This is a genomic window from Sorangium sp. So ce128 (assembly GCF_051525245.1).
Classification (GTDB): Bacteria; Myxococcota_A; Polyangia; order Polyangiales; family Polyangiaceae; genus Sorangium; species Sorangium cellulosum_B.
This window is the reverse complement of the sequence record NZ_CP150313.1, coordinates 2,210,184-2,230,075: the sequence shown is the minus strand read 5'-3', so window position 1 is coordinate 2,230,075 and position 19,892 is coordinate 2,210,184. Positions and strand designations below refer to the sequence as shown.

The window sequence follows — 19,892 nt, the reverse complement described above, 5'->3', positions numbered from 1 at the left end:
CACCCATCCGCTACGTTTGCATCTCCGCCGGCGGCGTGCCCGGCGGTTTCACTGCTCGACGCCCTCAAGCGTGTGGCAGCCATTGCACGAGAAGTCGCCGGTGTTGGTCATCGGGTCGTACGCGGCGATCTGCAGCACATCGGCCATCCGAGGCATGACCGTCTCGAACATCCATGTGCCCCACCGCTCGATCTCCGGATCCTTCACGTACTCGGCGAACGCCTCCTCGGTGGCGGGGAGCGGGGGGAGGTCGGGGCTCGGCATCGCGAAGGTCCCGTCGGCCGCGCCGCTGCCGTGACAGGTCACGCACGTCATTCCCTCGAACTTCGCGTCGAACGCGACGAAGGTCTCCTTCATCTCCGGCAGGACGACATCCTCCATGAACGCGAAGCGCTGATCGAAGCTCATGTCCTCCCACGCGACGGGCGCGTCGTCCTCCTCACCCCCACATGCAGCGACGATCAGGCACATCGCGATCAAGACGCGCTTCATGACCATATTCCTTCTCCCTTCGTGACAGCTCGTGCAGCGTCTCATCCGGCGGCTCGAACCGCTCTTCCCGGTCGCGGCGGCGACGAAGAGCGCATGCCCCGAGCGCCGCCGCCGTCCCCGGCGACAGCCGGCGTCATGATCGCGACCGGCTGTACCCCATAGACCCCGCTGCCCGAGGAAACTCATCGCTGAAAAAAACGCGGGGGAGAAAAATCGAACGCCCATCGGCCCAGACCGCTATCATGTAATTTGAAACACAAATCGGGTCACATCCAAGCCGACGCCCACGCACTCTACGACGCCCTGTTCCGCGGCACGTCCCCAAGGGGCGCTCGTGCCGACGAGGGACGTGGGCCGCCGCCGAACGAGGTCGGATGCTGGTCGTATTGCCGCACCAACAGCTCGCTCGGCGCCCAGGGAGGCATCGACCCGTTCCGGGTCACGTCGCGGATCCGGTTGGCCAAGGACACGACCGTCGCCGACTCCTCGAGCGGAAGGGCGCGATGCCGCCCGCGACATGGCAACCCACGCACGTCTGCCGGACGATGGGGTAGACCTCCCGGTAATACGTCGGCGCGCCGGTTTCTCCCGGGGTCTCTGTCGGTCGTGGTCGGGCCGGGTTGGACATTGATGACCGGAGATGCCGCGCGGGGCTGAAAGTGACGCCTGGCCACCCCTTCCGCGGGACCGCGCGCTGAATCGACAGACACGTGGCCAATGACGCCGGCGCTTCGTCGCCCGGCCTACTGCGCCCTCGAGAAGGACACGCTCCACGTCGGCGCCACCTCGGCGATGATCTCCCTGAACCGCGGCGGGATGTCCGAGAGCTCCGTCATCTGGTGGATCGTGAGCACCTCGGCGCTGCCGAGCCCGACGGGGCAGCGCAGCGCCCAGGCGATCGCCTCTTCCTTCGAGCCCACCTCGATCAGGTAGAAGCCGCCGACGAGCTCCTTCGACTCCGCGAAGGGCCCGTCGAGCAGGACGCGCTTCCCCCCCGAAATCCCGACGCGCGCGCGCGCCCCGGCGGGATTGAGGCCCTCGGACGCGACCAGCACGCCGGCCTTCTGCATGTCTTCGTTGTATTTCATGTACGCGGCGAACAGCGCCTCGTCCGGGGGCGCATCCGCCGCTGCCTGTGCGTCGTGCTTCGCGTCGTCGGTCGCCGGTGCCGCGGTGATCATGAATCGCATCGTCGAGTTTCCTTCCGGTTCGAAGAGGAGCGCCCCGCCGGCTTCGACTGCCCGGCCCCTGTCTCCACCGTCACGACGAACGGGCGACCACGCGATCGACACGCGGGGCGATCTTTTTTTGAATTACACCTAAGGCCTCGTAATCACGAGGTTTTCTTGCCACGTCGCAGGGTCATGGGGCCACCCCGTCGCAGGGTCATGGGGCCAGGGGGAGACGCCGTGATCGGTCTCGACCATGCCCGAGACCGCGAAGCGTGTCGAGGTCCCCGGAGCCGGGCGCGCAGCGACCGGCGACGTCTCTCTTTTCGCAGGGTCATGGGGCCACCCAGGCCCCCGGTAGATCCCGGCAGGGTCCGCGACGCTCAGGAGCAGGCAGGTTCGCCCCGCCCCCAGCGACACCAGCGGTCCCATCGACGAGGGTGGGCGAGGCACGCCGATCGGAGCGAGGGGTCAGAGGCGCGGCCCCAGGCTCGACGTCCTCGCCGGGGCCGCAGCGGTCATCGCCGCCTGCCGCGTGGGTGGGTGGGCGGCTTGCTGCGCGCGGGCACCAGCGCGGCCGTGGTGCTCTCGTCGAGCTTCGGCTTGAGCCGCGGTCTGTACGACTCCCCGTCGATGATGAAGTCGAACGCCGCGTTCTTGAACCGATCGACGGCGCTCTGCGCGAGCAGCACGTCGTCGAACATCGCGAGCCACTCAGCCGTGTCGCGATTGCTCGTGACGATCATCGAAGCGTTGCCTGTGCGTTCGAGGAAGAGCTGGTACACGTCGCGGCTCTCTTCCTTGTTCATCGCCTCGAGCGCGAAGTCGTCGAGGATGAGCAGGTCGACGGTCGTGAGCGCGACCATCTCGGCGTCGCGTGAGTTGTCGAGTCTGCTCTGGCGCAGCCTGCGCAGCATCGCGTCCGCGCGCAAGAAGCGCACGCTGTAGCCGTGCTGGCACGCGAGGTGTCCGAGCGCGTTCGCGAGGTAGGTCTTGCCCACGCCGACAGAGCCGAGGATGACGATGTGCTTGTGCTCTTCGAGGAAGCGTAGGCTCGTGAACCCGCCGAGCAGACGCTTGTCGAAGCTGACCTTCGCGGTCTTGTCCCAGAGCTCCAGGCGCATGGCCGGGTCGAGCCCGGCGTCGCGTACGCGGCTCTCCGTCGCGCTGGCCTCGCGGCGCGCGATCTCGTCGGTGAGCAGCATGAGCAACAGCTCCTCGTGTCCCATCGACTGCTTCTCGGCGACCAGGAGACGCTCGCGCAGCGTCGCCGCGATGCGGCCGAGACGAAGGCGCTTGAGCGCCGTGATGAGCGCAGGGTCGACATCGATCGAGCTCATCACGAGTCCTCCCTGGTCGCGGCAGCCACCGGCATGCGCGTCGCGAAGTGTTCCGTGCTGCGCGCGAACCGCGGCGCGGGCAGCGCGACGACCGTGCGCTGACCCGTGGACGGTGACGCCGGCGTCTTCGCCGTCTCGAGCATGCGCGCCACGCGCTGCACGTCGACGACATCGAACGCGAGCGCGCTCTGGCAGATCGCCTCGACACGCCCGTTACCGAACTTCTTGCACAGACGCAGCAGCGCGTAGACCAGCCGCATGCGCGTCCAGGGCAATGGCACCGCGAGCAGTCGCTCAGCGTAGACGCCGACGTGCACTCCGCACTTCTTCGCGCTCGCGATGAGCGAGGCGACGTCGCGCACCGCCGCGACGTCCTTGCCCATGGGGTAGTCGCTCGGATCGGTGGAACGCTTGCCCGGCGCGACGCGCGCGTGCGCTTTCACGAGCTCCGTGCCGGCGTAGATTCTCACCGACGCGCTGTCGGCGCGGACGCGCACCGTGCTGCCGACGTGACGGGTGGGCACGCTGTAGAGCGACCGGAGCACCTGCACGTGATGATCGGGGTGGACCTTCGCGTCGGTCCAGTGCGGCACGTCGAACGGTGATGCCGGCGCCGGCTTCATGGCGCTCCTCTCGCGCGCCTCGAACACCTCGCGCGGCACCTCGCGCGTCGTGCCGTGGACGCGCGCGCCGGCGACGTCGCGGCACCACCGCTCAGCCGACGCGCGCGCGTCGTCGAGGCTCGTGAACGATTCGCCGTCGAACCAGCTCTCCCGCACGTAGGCGACCTGATTCTCGACACGCGCCTTGTCTCTCGGCGACCGGACACGCGCGGCATCCACGAACAGCCCGCGCGTCTGCGCGTAGTCGAGGAAGGCCGGCACGAGCACGGGGGCGAGCTCGTCGGCGCGCAGCACGATGGCTTTCATGTTGTCCGGGATGATCACGCGCGCCATCGCGTCGAAGAACCGCCACGCCGCGTCCAGGCCCGCGCACACCGCCGCGGTGGTCTGGTCGAACGACGGCCACACGAACTGGTAGCGGCTGTACACGAGCGTCACCACGAGCACCCACAGGTTGCGAACTCGCTGCGTCGCAGGATCGAACAGCCTGCCCATGAGGCCGAAGTCGACCTGCGCGACCTCGCCGGGCTCGGTATCCGCGACACGAACCGTCGGCGTCTTCTTGCGCCACGCGAGCTCCTCCCTGGCGAAGCGCCAGAGCGTGTCGTAGCTCGCCGTGACGGCGTGGTCGCGCTGGAGCGGCGTGTGGATTTTCCGCAGCTTCAGCGGGCGAGATTGAGCGAGCCAGGCCTCGATACGGACGCGATGCTCGCCGATCTGCTTCCACTCCTCGCTCGCGTCGGGAGTCGGGCGCGCCTGCACGCGTTGGGCGATCGCATGAACCTCCTCGTCCGTTGGCTCGCGGTCGCGTGGCAGTGGCAGCGTCGCTGCAGCCTCGAAGTACCTGCCGACCGTCTTGCGATCGAACCCCGTCTCGCGCGCCACCTGACGCGCGCTCTGCCCCGCCGCACGTCGGCGGAGCATTTCCTTGATGTCAACCATGATCAGCTCTCGGTAGGGCATCGGCCTCCTTCCGACGGCGACCCGCGCCGTCGTCGGAAGGAGGCCGTCTCAGATCCCGACCGCGGCGTCCCGAGCTGGCCCCATGACCCTGCGAAAAACCTCGGAAGCTGGCCCCATGACCCTGCGAAAAACTGGGTCACGCCCCCGCGCGGGTGGCCCCATCCTCCTGCGATTGGGGTGGCCCCATGACCCTGCGAAAAACGCCGTCAGGTGGCCCCATGAGCCTGCGAACTGGCACTCAAGAGCCCAAGCAACAACCCCGGACAGCTCTTGTTCGACGACGCGCGCCTCGGGCGCTATCTTTCTCTCCGGTGCCGTATCGAATCTTCGGGCAAAGGGCAGGATCATAGGCCGCCGCCAAAAACCCGCGGAGAAATCGGATGCTGCGATCGGCCAGTTCGTGCTGAACATGTGCCCCGCGACCGGCCGGAACTCGAAAGGGTCGCGGTGCTTTCGTTCCGCCATCACCGGATCACCCGTCACCACTGCCTTGAACGCCCCACCGTCGAGGGTCTCTCCGGTGGGTGTTTCCGACACGAAGTTAGCCAGCTTGGCTTCTAGGGCGGACAGCGCAAACCGTTCCGTCCATCGTTGCGGCGGCAAGCTTGCCAGTGCGCCTGGTGGGAACATCGCGCGCACAAGATTGATCACCGCGCTTTTTCCGTTACCACCCTCGCCGTATAGAATCAGGCAGCGCTGGTATCTAACGGCATCACCGATGAGGCAGGCGCCCACGAATTCCTGGAGCAGCGCGGTTCTGGCTGCCGCTTCCTCTTCACTGCAATCCGCGAATACGCCCTCGAGGAACTCGTTGAGCATCGGCGTGCGACCAGGGCTCCACGCTACGTAGTCCATCGGGTAACAGTGCCGCATCGCAGCGGATGACGATCAGGGGCGCGAGAGGCGCGTGCGGTACTGCTCCCGCCCGGCCTTCGCACTCGATCGAATCGAGCTCCTGCCCGATGGGCGTATAGCGTACTTGCTGAAGACACCTCGGCGGGGACGCACTCACCGCGTCATGAGTCCAATGGAGTTCATGGCCCGGCTCGCGGCTTTGATTCCTCCGCCGAAGATCCCGCTTGTGAGATACCATGGCGTGTTCGCGCCTCGCTCGTCGTGGCGCTCTCTCGTGACACCCAAACCTCCGGCCCGCTCCGCGAAGTCTGAGCCGTGCGCGGGGCACGCGCCTCTGCCCGCCGCGCCCGCGCCCGCGTCGCCGTGCGCTCCGCCGGCGCTCTCAGCGAGGTCGCTCGCGCATGCCGAGCCCACGGTGCTGCCCGAGATGCGAACGGAGGATGCGCGTGCTTTCCACGATCACCGACTCAGCGGTGGTGCGCCGCATCCTCGATCATCTGAACTTGCCCTCGCAGCCCCGAACGGCAGCACCCCACGGGCGAGAGCTCTATGGTTTCCTATCCGCTCGATCGTGCAGTCGTCGCCGACGACGAGCCCGTTGCAGGCCTCGACCCACTCCGGCGGCGGCTCGAAGATAATGCAGGATTCTTACGTTCATCGATCGCTCCTAAGCTCGGCAGTCCCGGGGCGATCTTATGACAATCATGCTACGATTGTGTCATAAAATGCGCACGCGGGAGGCGGTTTCGCGCCTCCTTCAGCGCGGTGCGAGGCGCAGTCGGCCCCTCGATTCAGGGGAATCGAGGGGCCGACGCCCTGCTGTGCGTCGATCGGATCATCCGCTCCACCGCCGGTGTGGCAGAGGGTGCCCAAAGCGCCCACTCACAGGCGCGCGTCGCAGGCGCCGCGCTTCACAGGCGCGCGTCGCAGGCGCCGCGCTTCACAGGCGCGCGTCGCAGGCGCCGCGCTTCACAGGCGCGCGTCGCAGGCGCCGCGCTTCACAGGCGCGCGTCGCAGGCGCCGCGCGACGCCACCGACACCCCCGCTGCGTTCGCGGTGCAGGCGTTGCTGTACGTCCGCCCGTCGCAGCCGCAGACCGGGTCGTACACATGGAGGCAGGCCTGCGGGGTGGGCTCGCACGTGCCCATCTGATCGCCCGCGCCGCACTGGGCCTCCGGGCTGTAGTCGCAGAAGAACCCGCGCTCGCACGCGAGGCCGGCGATGCCGCCGCACGCCTGCTCCCCGACATCCCCGCACTCGCCGGACGACGCAACCGACACGCCCGCCGCGTTCGCATAACAGGCGTTGCCATACGTCTTCCCGTCGCAGCCGCAGACCGGGTCGTACACGTCCAGGCACGCCTCCGGGATGCGCTCGCAGGTGCCCGTCTGATCGCCCGCGCCGCACTGGGCCTCCGGGCCGTAGTCGCAGAAGAACCCGCGCTCGCACGCGAGGCCGGCGATGCCACCGCACGCCTGCTCCTCGGGAGCCCCGCACGCGCCGAGCGACGCCACCGACACGCCCGCCGCGTTCGCCGCGCACTCGTTGCCGTACGTCTTGCCGTCGCAGCCGCAGACAGGGTCGTACTCCTTCGTGCACATCTTCGGGATGGGCGTGCAGGCGCCCCACTGATCGCCCGCGCCACACATGGCATCGATCTCGTAATCACAGAAGAAGCCGGGCTTGCAGGTGAGGCCGAGCAGGCCGCCGCAGAGGGCCACCGAGATGGTGCCGCCTGCCCTCGCCTCCTGCGCCTCGGAGGCGATCGGCTCGACGGCCTCGTCGGCCACCTCCACCTGACAGCCCGCGGCGAACGGGGCCATCGAGAGCGCGAGCCAGAGCGCGGAGGCGAATCGATGATTGTTGATACGACGCTGAACGTTCATGATGTCTCTCCATGGGGCCGCGCCGTTCCCGGCGAGGCGGTTGCAATGCACGAGCACCTCCCTCCGCGGCGGCGACATGCGCAGCGTCGAAGCGAAGGATCGACGCGTTGCTCGACGCGGCGATCGCCGTGTCGAGGAGGCCTCGGCGACGCGCCATCGGGGGTCCGTCGCCGTGTTGCGGAGGCGTGGTTCCCTTGGCAGGAGTCGGGCCACGCGGCTTTTGCGGGGTTCACGCCTTTCCGCGGTCCCCGGGCGGTCCGGATCGGGCAGGGGCTTGCTCAAATGGGCGAGAGCTTGCGCAACTTGCGCGACAGCGCCCCGCAGGGGACTCCGGCCCGCGGTTCTTGGTAGGGAGCGCGGATGCACCGCCGCCTTCGCCCCGCCGCCTCCTGCGCCGCCCTCACCGCGCTCCTCAGCAGTTGCAGCGCCACGCCCGACGCCGCCTCCCCTGACCAGGCCCCCGCGCACGGGCAGCACGGCGCCGGTCCAGCCGGTCATGCCGGCGCTCACGGCGGGCACGCCGGCCGCCACGGCGGGCACGCCGGCCACGACGGCGGCAACCCCGGCCACCACGGCGGGCACGCCGGCCGCCACGGCGGGCACGCCGGCCGCCACGGCGGCAACGCCGGCCACGACGGCGGCAACCCCGGCCGCCACGGCGGGCACGCCGGCCGCCACGGCGGCAACGCCGGCCACCACGGAGGGCATGGCGGGCACGCCCACGGCGGAGGACCGCTCGTGCACCGCTTCGAGCGGGCCGACGACTGGGTTCCCGCGTTCGAGGGCCCCGAGCGCGACGCCTGGCAGAAGCCCGCGGAGGTCATCGCCGCCATGCGGCTCGCCCCCGGCATGCGCGTCGCCGATCTCGGGGCCGGCACGGGCTACTTCCTGCCGCACCTCTCGCGCGCGGTCGGGCCGACCGGCGCGGTCATCGGCCTCGACATCGAGCGGGACATGGGCCGCTACATGACGGAGCGCGCCGCCCGCGAGCGCCTCGCCAACGTCACCGCCCGGACGGTCAGCCCCGACGATCCCGGGCTCGACCCCGGCTCGGTCGACCGCATCCTCGTCGTCAACACCTGGCACCACATCCCCGACCGCCCCGCGTACGCGGCGAAGCTGAAGGCGGCGCTCCGCCCGGACGGCGCGGTGGTCGTCGTCGACTTCACCGACGCCGCGCGCCACGGCCCCGAAGGAGCACCGCATCGCCGCCGAGGCGGTCGCACACCTCGGCGGGGACGCACTCACCGCGTCATGAGTCCAATGGAGTTCATGGCCCGGCTCGCGGCTTTGATTCCTCCGCCGAAGATCCCGCTTGTGAGATACCATGGCGTGTTCGCGCCTCGCTCGTCGTGGCGCTCTCTCGTGACACCCAAACCTCCGTCCCGCTCCGCGAAGTCTGAGCCGTGCGCGGGGCACGCGCCTCTGCCCGCCGCGCCCGCATCGCCCGCGCCCGCGTCGCCGTGCGCTCCGCCGGCGCTCTCAGCGAGGTCGCTCGCGCATGCCGAGCCCACGGTGCGAGTTGAGCCGACCCTGATCTCGGTCTTGCACTGGGGGCGGCTGCTCGATGGGGAGTTGTTCGCAACGTCGCGCTACGTCGAGTGGGCGGTGCTCATGAAACGCACCTTCGGATTCGATGCTTTGCGCTGCCCGAGATGCGAACGGAGGATGCGCGTGCTCCGACCGTCACGGGGCTGCGGTCATGGTGATCGCAGTCCCGTTTTTCTTTGTCGGGTCGAGGCGCCGTGAGACCCTGAGGGACATGGGAATTGGATTTAGGGGGTTTTGTTGCCTGGGCCTCTGGTGCTGCCTGCTCGCCTTCGCCTGCGGCGAGGGCGAGCAAGGCAATGACGGCGGCAGCGGCGGTTCGAGCTCGAAGGGCGGAACAGGGGGCTCGGGCCAAGGCGGCACGACCGCGGCCGGGCCGCTCGCGATGGACGGCTTCGTCGAGGCGTTCACGCGAGCTTCGTGCGAGCTGCTGCACGGCTGCCTCGAGCCCAACGAGGACGCGCTCGTGCTGCGCGCCCTGCGCGGAACGGTAGACGAATGCACCGCGGGGATGCTGTCGAGCGTGGCTGCCATGGTGAACCCCTGGATCCAGGGCGTCACCGACGGCGACCTCTCCTACGACGCCGACGCCGCCCGGCGCTGCGTGAATCGCGTCCCCGAGCTTTGCGGAGTCTACGAAGCCGAGGAGTTCGGCGACGCCTTCCAGCTCGTGTGCGAAGACGTGTTCGAAGGGGACGTCGCGAGCGGCGGCGCCTGCCGCCAGAATGTCGAGTGCGCCGGCTCTGCGGTCTGTGGCGGGGCTGGCAGCGCCTGCGGCGGCACGTGTCAGGAGCGCGGTGCACCAGGCGCCGCGTGCAAGAGCCGCCAGGATTGCTCCGCAGCCGGCGCCGACGGAGCTGGTTGCGTCGACGGCAGCTGCATGTCGCTCAGCGTCAGCGAGACGAGCGCCGGGGCCGACGAACCCTGCGGGCTGGTCGTGAACGACGACGGCACCGGCAAGCTCACGACCTGTGCTGCCGGCCTCTGGTGCAAGGCGTCGGGTTCGGGTGCCGGCGAGGGCACCTGCGTGCCCCCGACGGCCGCGGGCGCGGAGTGCTTCGACGAGAACGAGGTCTGCGAAGACGGCGCCGTCTGCCTCGACGCCGCCGCGGGCATGTCCTGCACCAGCCCGAACCGCCGCATGCCGGGCGAGAGCTGCGGAGGGGTCGAGTTCTGCGACCCCAGCGCCGCGTACTGCTCGGAGGGCGAGTGCGTGGCCCTGGGCGACGGGAGCGAGGGCTCCACCTGCCTCACCTTCTCCTGCAAGGAAGGTCTGCGTTGCGACATCCCCGAGGGGCAAAGCTCGGGGCTTTGCGCGGCGCTGCTCGACGACGGAGAAACCTGCCAGAGCGGCCGCGACTGCGCCTCGGGGCAGTGCGACAGCAGCGGCGCCGACCTGGTTTGCGTTCCGGCCTTCTGCCCCTAGAGCGCCGCTCAGTGTCGCTCTGGTAGGAGCTCGGGAAAACTTAGCCTATAGGGCTGTCATGCGCCGCTCTCCGCATGTGTTTGGGTCCGTGTTCGTGGAACGCGCGCGCATCTTCCGTTCGCATCTCGGGCATCGCAAAGCATCGAATCCGAAGGTGCGTCTCATGAGCACGGCCCAATCGACGTAGCGCGACGTTGCGAACAACTCTAGGCGACGCAGGCGCGGGCGACGCGGGTGCGAAGGCGGCGACAGCGTACTTCGGCAACGGGGCCGTGGAGGTGCGCGCCGCGTGCGCGACAAAGGTCGCGAGGTGCTCGGCCGATCACTTGGGGGAGAAACGGATGGCCACGAGCAGGGCATCGAACGCGGCGCGGTCGAGGCGGGTGGTGTAGATCATGTACCTGCGGCGCGCGGGAGGAGGACCCTCGAAGTGGGCGACGAGGACCTCCTTTTCATGGCCGAAGAAGTGGCTGGTGCGGCTGACGGTGGCCTCGGCGGAGCCCACCTGGACCTTCCAGGTCTCCACGGCTTTCATGGGGCCTCGGTCGCGCGTAGGTGTACCTTCCCAGGCAAAGAAATAGAGGCCCTGTCCGGAGGCGTCCTGGTAGCTCCGGAAGTGCTCCACGGCGGGGCTCCCCGGGATGAGGGAGGAGACCTCCTCGCGGGTATCGGCCTGGAGGGTGAGCCCGGTGGGAAGGGTCAGAACGAGATCGACGAAGGTAGGTGTGCTCGAGGTCATGGTCGGGCTGGTGCCAGGGGTGGAAGCGGCGGTGGTAGGTGGAGCAGCGTGTTCGGGCGAGGTGCCGCTGGAACAGGAGAGCGCGAGGGCGGAGGCGAGCCCCTGGACCAAAGGTCGCATGCCCGCAGGGTACAGGAGATCGAGCGTGCGAGAGAGCATATCTGCGGGGCGCCAAGGCGGTGGGCGGCTCGCGCGCGTCGCCATAAGGAGGGACGCCGCCCCGTCGCCGCGACGCTGAGGATTACGTCCGGAGTATGCGAAGATGGCCGGAACGATGTCAGGGGGCGTTCTGGAACGGCGGCGTTCGAGGAACGGAACATTGAGTTCACTCATTCGTGTGAGATTGTCCACCCCACGCTGGCGACAAGACCATGGATAACGACAAGCCCCAAACCCCCACGCCTTCCCTCACGGATCTGATGGGCGCGATGGCGGCGGCCCAGGCCGCGCAGGAGCCGTTCTTCCTCGGCCGCCTCCGCGGGCACTTCGGCGCCGACCCCCGCACCCTCCCCGTTGTCGCCGAGGAGTTCCCGGCCTCGGACCACCCGAACTTCCAGCTCGCAATCGATACCCACCTCCGCGACGGCGAGTTCACCTCCGAGCTGCTCGGCGTCTCCGGCGGCGACATGTTCCGGGGGGTGAGCCTTCCCGATCTCCTCTCGCCGCCCCCGGCGATGCCCGGGATCGGCGGACCGCCGCCCTCGCAGGGGCCCGTGCAGTACCGCAACGTCCACCTCGACGCGGAGCGCCTCATCGCCTGCGTCGTCGGCGGCCTCTATCTCTTCGCCCGCGGGGGCGACCGCTTCGCGCTCCTGGTGCGCGGCCCCAGCGACGCCGGGTTCCGGCGCAGCCAGCTCACCGTCGAGCTGATGGCGGGGGACAACGAGCGCGCCCAGCGCCTCCTCGCCGAGCTGCGCGTCCTGATGCGCCGGCTCAACGTCTACCGCAGCCGCGTCGTCACCCTGAGCGAGACCACGGACGGCTTCTCGGCCGCGACCAAGATCGAGCTCCAGAGCCTCCCGCGGATCGAGCGCGACACGCTCATCCTGCCCGCGGCGCTGCTCGCGCGGCTCGAGCGGTCGACCATCGGCTTCTCCCGGCACAGAGAGATCCTGCTCAGCTCGGGGCGACACCTGAAGCGCGGGCTGCTCCTCTACGGGCCCCCGGGCACCGGCAAGACCCTGACCGCGATGTACCTGGCGGGCCAGATGCGGGAGCGCACCACCCTGCTCGTCACCGGGCTCGGGGTGAAGCTCCTCAAGGAGGCCTGCGCGATGGCGCGGTCGCTCCAGCCCTCGCTCGTGGTGCTCGAGGACGTCGATATCATCGCCCAAGACCGCGAGAGCGCGGACACGAGCTGCCGCTCACCGCTGCTCTTCGATCTCCTGAACCAGATGGACGGCCTCGCGGAGGACACCGACGTGATCTTCGTCTTGACCACCAACCGCCCGCAGGCCCTGGAGCCGGCGCTGGCGGCGCGGCCAGGGCGGATCGATCTCGCCGTGGAGATCCCGCTGCCGGACGCCGACTGCCGGCGGCAGCTGCTCGCGCTCTACGGGCGCGGCCTCTCGCTCAAGGGCGACGACCTCGCGCCGCTCATCGCGCGGACCGAGGGGGTGAGCGCGGCGTTCATCCGCGAGCTCCTGAGGCGGGCGGCGCTGTTCGCGGCCGACGCGGGGCGCGGCACGGCGGTCGACGAGGAGCACCTCAAGGAGGCGCTGCACGAGCTGCTCGTCGACGGCGGGCCGCTCACCCGGAGCCTCCTCGGCGCTCACGCTCACCGCCCCTCGTGATCACGTGATCACGTGATCACCGTTTGCCCCGGACCGCCTCTCTCTTCGCCTCTGCCTTCAGCTTCCCCAGGTGTCCGTGCAAGGTCTCGGAGTCGAGGCCGTGCAGCGTCAACCGAGAGCCGACCTCGAGCGTCGATCTGGGCACCATGGGGTGATGGTTGTGCACCAGGGCGACAGGCAGCGGGTCGTTCATGATCTTGCCGACGTAGAGCGCGATGATCTCATCGAGCTGCAGCGAGTTGCTCGCCCGCTCCGCACCTGTCCTATCCGGGCGCCTCGTCAATGCGGCTTGCTACCGTCGGCGCGACCTTTCTCTCCCCTCCGGTGCTGGCACCAGGCCGAGCAGCCGACCGATCGCCTCGTGAACGATCCGCGCCGCCTCCTCATCCCCAAGGACGACGGCGCGGTTCAGGGTGCCGGCGAGCGAGGCAACCACGACGGCCCGAGGCGACGCGTCGGCCGACGCGAGCTTCCCAGGATCGAGGCTCGCCGGTTGGGCCCGGGTTGGGCCCACCCCCACCGACGGGCTGCGATCCGTCGTCAGGCCTCCCTGAAATCCCGGGCAAAGCACCGGATCGCGACGGTTCGCCCCCGCGGAAGAGTCCCGCCAGGTCTCCGGACCGTCGTCTCGGCGCGGGCTCTCGACGGCCGCGACCAGGTACGCCGGGCGCTGCTCCGAGGCGAGGCGCGCGCGCTCGGGCTCCACCGCGGCGACGGTGTCCGGACGACCCTGTAAAAGAGCGCCGAGGCTACAGCCCGAACACGTAAACATCTCTGTTGCTCGTGGGCCAGCAGGCGATCTCGCCGCTCGCGAGGGCGGCGCAGGCTTCCTTGTAGCCGGCAGTGACGTGAACGGCCTCCGGGATGTCGATCGCCTCCAGTGTCATCCTCGCGGAGAACCGCCAGCAGGCGACCCTGCCGCCCTGCCGGAGCGCGCAGTACCGGGAGTACCCGGCGCTCACCTGGATCGCATCGTCGAGCCCGGGCACCTCGACCGGCTCGGCGTGCGAGGAGGAGCCATCGCTGCCCCAGCAGACGACCTTGCCCGTCGCGAGGCGGGCGCAGTCGTTGGACCAGCCGACCGCGATCTCGACGGCGCCCTCGACGCCCTCGACGCGCACGGCCGTGTCCGTCGTCTCACCGGTGGTGAGCCGTCCCCAGCACACCACCTCTCCAGTGCCCCGCAGCGCGCAAGTGTGCATGATGCTCGCCCCAACCTGCACCGCGTCGTCGACACCGGTGACCGTGACCGGGACCGGCGCCTCCATCCGCCCGGCGCCCTCGACGCCGAGCAACGGCGAGAAGGGGTCGCCCCAGCAGATGACGTTGCCCGAGCCGAGGACGCCGCAGGCATACTCGAAACCCACGGAGAGCTGGACGACCCCCTCGAGCTCCGGAAGCACGACGGGCACCTCGCTGATCTCCTCTTCGGGAATGCTGCGCAGCAAGAGCGGCCCGTTGATGTCCGAACCATGGCAGGAGACGCGCCCGTCAGCGTGGAGGAAGCACATGTGCATGGGATGGTTAGACGCAGCGACGACGTCGCCGAGGCCCGGACGCTCGACCGGGCCGGCCAGGCGCTCCTGCCGGAGGACTCCGCGCCACCAGCAGAAGACCTTTCCGGAGGCGGTGATGGCGCAGTTCGGAGCGCCCTCCGCGATGCGCACGGCGCACTCTGCGGCAGCGCAGGAGGGAGCCGGCGCCGGGCCGGTCGATGTGCTGGTCGAGCCGGTCGAGGGAGCATCCTCGCCACCGGCACCGGCGCCGCCGGTCCCCGTGACGGCAGCACCGCCGCCGCTCCCCGCGACGGCAGCACCGCCGCCGCTCCCCGCGACGGCAGCACCGCCGCCGCTCCCCGCGACGGCAGCACCGCCGCCGCTGCCACCCGAGGTGCCGTACGGGGCGATCTCGACGTAGCCGCAGGCGGCAAGGGCGGCGGGGAGAGCAACGGCATAGAGGAAAGGAGCGACAATGGAGCGGGGCATGAGGTCCTCCGTTCGGCGGGCGCTTTCGCCGTACGGAGGAACTATGGGAGCGGGCGGCGGGGGCGCTCCTTAAACAGATCTTAAAGCGATGCCGGTCAGCCAGCTCGGGCGACTCGGTGGTGGCGCAGGACGGCGCGCTGACGAGCAAGACCCGGCAGGGACGCCTCCTGCGCTGGTAGACGGCGCGGCGGTGCCCTTCGCTCACCAGGCGCGTCGAGCGAACGCCCGCGCAGCTGCGCAGCCCCGCGCGCAACTGCGCGCCACGCCCCGGGTCAGAGGCACGTCGCCGAGTCGTCGTTGTTGATCACGGACGCTCGTGGAACGCCGGTCCGCTCACGGAGATCTTCCGCTTCACAGGTGGGGAGCTTCGGGTTCGTCGTGATCTCGAGACCGTAGTGGATCCGCTCGAGCGAAGAGAGTCCATCGATGCTGGTGAGCTCCGGGTTGTTTGAAATGGTGAGATTTTGCTCGATCGCCCGGAGCGCAGAGAGTCCATTGATGGAAGTGAGCACGGGGTTGCTCCCGATGGTGAGATCTTGGTAGATCGTCTCGAGCGCCGAGAGCCCATCGAGGCTCTCGAGCTTCGCGTTGCCGATGACGAAGAGGCTGGCGAGCTGACTCACGCCGTCGAGGCCCTGCAAGCTCCTGAGAGCCGGGTTGGATTTGAGCGCCACCGCGCCCGTGCCGGTCAGGTTGCGCAGCCCGGCGAGGCTCGCCAGGACGGGGTTGTTCTCGATCTGGATGCCATGGCGCACCGTCGTCAGACTCTCGAGTCCGCCCAGGTCAGCGAGGCGGAGGTTCGAATGGATGTTCAATGAGCCATCCACCGCCTTCAGGCCTTGAAGCCCCGTCATGCTCGCGAGCGTATCGTTGTTCACGATCGTCAACCCCGCCGCGATGGACTCGAGCCGCTCGAGCCCCTCGAGCGTGGGCAGATTACGCGTGTACCGGATGGTGATCGTGCCCGTGACGCGCCGCAGACAGCCAAGGCGGTGCAGCCGGTTCACCCCTTCGCTGAGCGTCAGGTCCCCCTGGACCTCCGAGATGAGCGGCAACTCGTCGACGTCGACCTGGTACTTCAAATCGAGCGAGCTCGAGATGGGCCGCGCCGTGGCGCAATCCAGCTCCGCGGGCGCCCCCGCGCTCCCGCCGGTTCCATCCGGAGCCCCGCCGCTCGTGCTGCCCGCGTCCATGCCGCCCGAGCTCGCTGACGCGCCGCCGTCGCTCGACCCAGCCGATCCGGACAGGCCACCCGTGCCGGAGCCGTTGCCCGTGGCTCCGCCCGCGCCGCTTCCTCCAACACCTCCTCCTGACGCCGTGTTCCCGGCCTCCCCGGAGCCGTCGACCTCGGAGGAGCTTCCGCCTTCCCTGTCGCCCGCGACGCCTGGATCGTCAAGAAGCACCCTACCGCAAGCCAATGGGCCTCCTGCTGCGACGAGCCCTGCCGCCGCAATCGGCGCCCAACACCAGACCCGCCTGCTACGCACCGGCATGACCGAACCTCCGCCACCCAGTATATGCTCAGGCGATGCCCTGGGGTGAGGGTTGGCGCCCGGCGAAGCCGTGCGGCTCGAGCTCACGCCGTCACGCGCGCCGAAGGTTGCGCCGCCATTGACGGAAATATGCCATGAGCGCGAAGCGCCGGAGCACCGGGCCCCCGCGGCGCATTCATGACTCGGGCGCGCGACGAGCCCGTCATGAATCGACGGCACCGTTCTCCGGTGCCTGGCAGTGCAGGTGAAGCGCGTTCACATGCGCGGCGCGCGCTCACTCGCGGATCGTTCCCCGACACGCGGCACCTCGGCGACGGCACGCCGCGTGCTCGCGCCGAGGTGATGCACTGGGCAGCGTTCCTCAACGCCGACATGCACAAGGCCTTCAAGCGTATCTTCACGCCGCGTCAGTTCCTCGCTGCCCTCAAGCTTCTCCGCTTCAGCGAACGCATGCGCGCCGACCCGGCCGCGCAGAAGGCGCTCGCGATCGACGAGTCTCCCTGACCGACCACGAGGATCCCATGCTCCAGAATCTCCGTTTCGCCTCTCGCACTTCGCGGTTCGTGAAGAGCGCCGCCACCATGGCGACCGTCGCGGTGGGCCTGCTCGCCCGCCCCGCTGTCGCCGCGCCCGAGCCGGTCGTCACGCAGCTCCTGACGAAGGAGCTCGCGAACATCCCCGGCAAGGAGGTGATGATGCTCCTCGTCGACTACCCCCCCGGCGGCGCCGATCCGGTGCACCGTCACGACGCCCACGGCTTCATCTATGTCCTCGAGGGCTCGATCGTGATGGGCGTGAAAGGCGGCAAGGAGGTGACGCTCACCCCTGGCCAGACCTTCTACGAGGGGCCCAACGACATCCACACCGTCGGCCGGAACGCGAGCACCAAGAAGCCCGCGAAGTTCCTGGTCGTGCTCGTGAAGAACCGGGGCGTGGCCCCGTTGCTGCCCGTCCAATGATGCATCTCGTGAACACACGACGACGGGCGGGCAGGTGCTCGCAGGAAGAGGGGACGACGCTGCCTGCGCGGATTTTGCGAATCCATGGCGACGGCCACGAGCTGGCCGTCGCCAAGGCGATTCACGCCGCCCTGAGCCCCGACTCCGGGCGCGCTCGACCGAAGGCGTCGCACCTGCCCCAGCGCCCGGGGATGTCGAGCAGTCGGATCTCTCCGAGCTCGGCAGGGACCGCCGGATCGATGAGCAGGCGATTGCCCATCGGCTCCAGCCCGAGCACGACGCGCAGAAAGAGCAAGGGAGCCGCGGTGGCCCAGGCCTGGGGGCTGCACGCGGTCGGATACTCGACAGGGAAACTGGTGAGCTCTCGTGGATACCCGGCAAACGCCTCCGGCAAGCGGTAGTGGAAGAAGGGAGCCGCAGCCAGGTTGCCCGTCGCGACGCGCCCGGCCTCCACGCTGAAGCCGTAACGCCGGAGCCCGAGCGCGATCAGCGAGTTCTCGTGCGGCCAGACCGTGCCCACGTGATATCCGATGGGGTTGTACCCGCCCTCGTCGTCGGCCATGGTGCGCACCCCCCAGCCGCTGAACAGATGCGGTCCGAGGAGGTGCTCCACCACGCGTTCGGCCCTGGATGTCTCGACGATACCGCTCCAGAGCAAGTGGCCGATGTTCGAGGTCAAGGAGTCGACCCGGCGCTTCTGGCCATCCAGCGCGAGCGCGAAGAACCCGCGATCGTCGAGCCAGAAGTCCTGATTGAATCGACGTTTCAGCTCAGCCGCGTCTCGCTCCAGGCGCGCCGCCAGCTCGGGGTCCCGCCAGAACTCGCGCGCGAGCCGGGCGCCGCGCACCTTCGCGTCGTAGACGTAGCCCTGGATCTCGCAGCAAGCGAGAGGCCGCCGCGCGAGCGTTCCGTCATGAAAGACGATGGAGTCCCACGAGTCTTTCCAGCACTGGTTCTCCAGGCCGGTCTCGGGGTTGCGCGTGTCGTACTCGACATACCCGTCCCCGTCGCGGTCGCCCCACTCATCGATCCATCGAAGCGCGGCGCGCGCTGTGTGCTCCATCGACAGGACGAGCTCCGCGTCGCCGGTCCAGCGCTCGTACTCGTCCAGCAGGATCAGGAAGAGCGGCGTCGAGTCGGCAGAGCCGAAGTAGGGGGAGTGCGGCCGCTCCTCGAAGGCGGTCAGCTCGCCCCAGCGAACCTCGTGGAGGATCTTTCCCGGCTCCTCGTCGCGGAAGTCGTCCCGGCGGCTGCCCTGGCGGCGCGCGAGATAGCGGAGCGTGGAGCGCGAGAGCTCGGGGACGAACGGCAACGCCTGCAGGCTCGTGATGATGCTGTCGCGGCCGAAGGCCGCCATGAACCACGGTAGACCGGCGGCCGGAATGGCGGCGTCCGGCATCAGCTTGGAGAAGAAGCGCAGCGCGGCCAGGTCGATGAGGCTCCGCTCGTACGTCCGGGCGAGCGTCTCGTTCGAGGTGAGGAGCCGCGGCGCGTGGTCGATCCAGCTCTCGAGGCTGATGCCGATGTTCGGGCGCGCGTGGCTCTCGCCGTGGGCGTACTTCACCCGGGTGTGCCGCTCCTCGAGGCCGTCGATCGCCGCCACGACGTCGAGGCACGTGCTCCAGCGGCCGTGCGGCGCGATGCTCACTCGAAACGTCAAGCCGCCCGGATCGATCTGCGCGGGCTGCGAGGCGGAGATCCACGTCTCGCGCACGAAGCGCTCGCGTCGATAGCCGAGGACGAGCCGATTGTCCTCGATGCGGTGATAGCGCTCCCCTTTCTTCGGGAGCATGTCCTTGACCTCGAACAGGTCGGCGAAATCGGCGCCGGCCTGGATGCGGACCTCGAGCTCGACGGGGAGCTTGCCGTGGTTCATGAGCAGGAGATCCTCGTGGAAGCCATCGCCCGCGAACCGGCTCCGGACGATCGAGAGGGTCGATTCGACGTACATCGCGGCGGGCCTCGGGACGAGGAAGAACTGGGCCTGGAAGTACTGCACGTCGTCGGTGGACAGCGCGGCCGGGACGACGCCGTCGATCGTCAGGATCCATTCGGAGAGAAAGCGCGTATCGAGGTGAAAGAGACCGAGCGGCCGGCTGACGGAGTGCTCGATGTTGCCGCGCAGATCGCTGACGACGAACGTGCCGCCGTCCAGAATGCTCACTTGCCGTTCCATGGGGCCCCCTCCGATGACGGTGGCTCAGCGCGTCGCTTCCGGAGCCTGTTGATCTCCCGGGGAGAAGACGCTCTGAAACATCTGGGCGACGCCCAGGTCTCCTCGCACGCCGACGCGTCCCTGCATGATCGCCGTGATCAGGTTCTGTTCACCGCGAAAGATTTGCAGGAAATCGTCGAGTGAGCACGAGAGCTGGCAGTCCTCGATCGCGCCCTCGGGCGCGATTCCGAAGGACCCGTCGGCGATCTCCACGACGACGCGCTCGTCGTCGCTGAGCTGCACGGCGCACACCTTCCGTGTTCCTCGCAGGCGGGCGTCGTAGCGTCCTGCCGCGAGATCCTGGATGAGCTTTCTTGCTTGCGATATGAAGTGTGTCCGGTTTGCCAACCTGGCCTTCGCGCTCGCCGCGCTCCTCGCCCCGAGCAAGGGGTGTGCCCTTCTGCAC

Annotated in this window: 18 protein-coding genes; 6 read left to right on the top strand and 12 right to left on the bottom strand. The window is 69.1% G+C overall.

What is annotated here, in order from left to right; genetic code table 11:
- Positions 1-48: 48 nt before the first annotated feature.
- The 5 genes from WME82_RS08695 to WME82_RS08675 all read right to left on the bottom strand — a co-directional run bounded on the left by WME82_RS08695 (position 49) and on the right by WME82_RS08675 (position 5,406).
- A complete protein-coding gene (locus tag WME82_RS08695; protein WP_437586157.1) occupies positions 49-492 on the bottom strand; it encodes a hypothetical protein in 444 nt (147 codons plus the stop codon).
- A gap of 743 nt (positions 493-1,235) precedes the next feature.
- Entirely contained in the window at positions 1,236-1,682 is a 447-nt protein-coding gene (locus tag WME82_RS08690) for a YciI family protein (RefSeq protein ID WP_437745010.1), read from the bottom strand.
- 497 nt (positions 1,683-2,179) lie between these two features.
- Positions 2,180-3,001: an ATP-binding protein gene (locus tag WME82_RS08685; protein WP_438042451.1), complete on the bottom strand. Its 822-nt coding sequence runs from the start codon at positions 2,999-3,001 to the stop codon at positions 2,180-2,182.
- Entirely contained in the window at positions 3,001-4,587 is a 1,587-nt protein-coding gene (istA, locus tag WME82_RS08680) for an IS21 family transposase (RefSeq protein WP_438042450.1), read from the bottom strand. Before istA ends, WME82_RS08685 begins: the two co-directional genes overlap by 1 nt.
- A 48-nt stretch (positions 4,588-4,635) precedes the next feature.
- Positions 4,636-5,406: a DUF5906 domain-containing protein gene (locus tag WME82_RS08675; protein WP_438042449.1), complete on the bottom strand. Its 771-nt coding sequence runs from the start codon at positions 5,404-5,406 to the stop codon at positions 4,636-4,638.
- A gap of 88 nt (positions 5,407-5,494) precedes the next feature.
- On the opposite strand from WME82_RS08675, the gene WME82_RS08670 reads away from it, so the two are divergent.
- On the top strand, positions 5,495-6,166 hold the full coding sequence (locus tag WME82_RS08670; protein WP_438042448.1) for a transposase: 672 nt from the start codon (positions 5,495-5,497) through the stop codon (positions 6,164-6,166).
- 274 nt (positions 6,167-6,440) lie between these two features.
- Here the strand turns inward: WME82_RS08670 and WME82_RS08665 are convergent, their stop codons facing one another.
- Positions 6,441-7,328, bottom strand: a complete 888-nt coding sequence (locus WME82_RS08665; RefSeq protein WP_437992924.1) for a Kazal-type serine protease inhibitor family protein — start codon at positions 7,326-7,328, stop codon at positions 6,441-6,443.
- Between the two features lie 360 nt (positions 7,329-7,688).
- Here WME82_RS08665 and WME82_RS08660 point away from each other — a divergent pair, with 360 nt between their 5' ends.
- A complete protein-coding gene (locus tag WME82_RS08660; protein WP_438042447.1) occupies positions 7,689-9,077 on the top strand; it encodes a methyltransferase domain-containing protein in 1,389 nt (462 codons plus the stop codon).
- Between the two features lie 13 nt (positions 9,078-9,090).
- Positions 9,091-10,302, top strand: coding sequence for a hypothetical protein (locus WME82_RS08655; RefSeq protein ID WP_438042446.1), 1,212 nt, complete (start codon positions 9,091-9,093; stop codon positions 10,300-10,302).
- Positions 10,303-10,624: 322 nt separating this feature from the next.
- Here WME82_RS08655 and WME82_RS08650 read toward each other — a convergent pair whose 3' ends face one another.
- Positions 10,625-11,041 carry a hypothetical protein gene (locus WME82_RS08650; RefSeq protein ID WP_438042445.1) on the bottom strand — a complete coding sequence of 139 codons (417 nt, stop codon included), beginning with the start codon at positions 11,039-11,041 and terminating at the stop codon, positions 10,625-10,627.
- Between the two features lie 371 nt (positions 11,042-11,412).
- Here WME82_RS08650 and WME82_RS08645 point away from each other — a divergent pair, with 371 nt between their 5' ends.
- A complete protein-coding gene (locus WME82_RS08645) occupies positions 11,413-12,834 on the top strand; it encodes an AAA family ATPase (RefSeq protein WP_438042444.1) in 1,422 nt (473 codons plus the stop codon).
- A gap of 16 nt (positions 12,835-12,850) precedes the next feature.
- Here the strand turns inward: WME82_RS08645 and WME82_RS08640 are convergent, their stop codons facing one another.
- From WME82_RS08640 to WME82_RS08630, 3 genes are all read right to left on the bottom strand, one after another.
- A complete protein-coding gene (locus tag WME82_RS08640) occupies positions 12,851-13,117 on the bottom strand; it encodes a DUF6999 family protein (RefSeq protein WP_438042443.1) in 267 nt (88 codons plus the stop codon).
- A 466-nt stretch (positions 13,118-13,583) separates the two neighbouring features.
- Positions 13,584-14,819: an RCC1 domain-containing protein gene (locus tag WME82_RS08635; RefSeq protein ID WP_438042442.1), complete on the bottom strand. Its 1,236-nt coding sequence runs from the start codon at positions 14,817-14,819 to the stop codon at positions 13,584-13,586.
- 272 nt (positions 14,820-15,091) lie between these two features.
- Entirely contained in the window at positions 15,092-16,222 is a 1,131-nt protein-coding gene (locus WME82_RS08630) for a hypothetical protein (protein WP_438042441.1), read from the bottom strand.
- Positions 16,223-16,516: 294 nt separating this feature from the next.
- Between WME82_RS08630 and WME82_RS08625 the strand changes: the two genes are divergently transcribed.
- Positions 16,517-16,816: a hypothetical protein gene (locus WME82_RS08625; RefSeq protein WP_438042440.1), complete on the top strand. Its 300-nt coding sequence runs from the start codon at positions 16,517-16,519 to the stop codon at positions 16,814-16,816.
- A 17-nt stretch (positions 16,817-16,833) separates the two neighbouring features.
- Positions 16,834-17,271, top strand: coding sequence for a cupin domain-containing protein (locus WME82_RS08620; RefSeq protein WP_438042439.1), 438 nt, complete (start codon positions 16,834-16,836; stop codon positions 17,269-17,271).
- Positions 17,272-17,392: 121 nt separating this feature from the next.
- Here the strand turns inward: WME82_RS08620 and WME82_RS08615 are convergent, their stop codons facing one another.
- Both WME82_RS08615 and WME82_RS08610 read right to left on the bottom strand, forming a co-directional pair.
- Positions 17,393-19,447, bottom strand: a complete 2,055-nt coding sequence (locus tag WME82_RS08615; protein ID WP_438042438.1) for an amylo-alpha-1,6-glucosidase — start codon at positions 19,445-19,447, stop codon at positions 17,393-17,395.
- 24 nt (positions 19,448-19,471) lie between these two features.
- Positions 19,472-19,834 (bottom strand): SCP2 sterol-binding domain-containing protein, encoded by a 363-nt coding sequence (locus tag WME82_RS08610; protein WP_438042437.1) that lies wholly within the window; start codon positions 19,832-19,834, stop codon positions 19,472-19,474.
- Between the last annotated feature and the right edge of the window lie 58 nt (positions 19,835-19,892).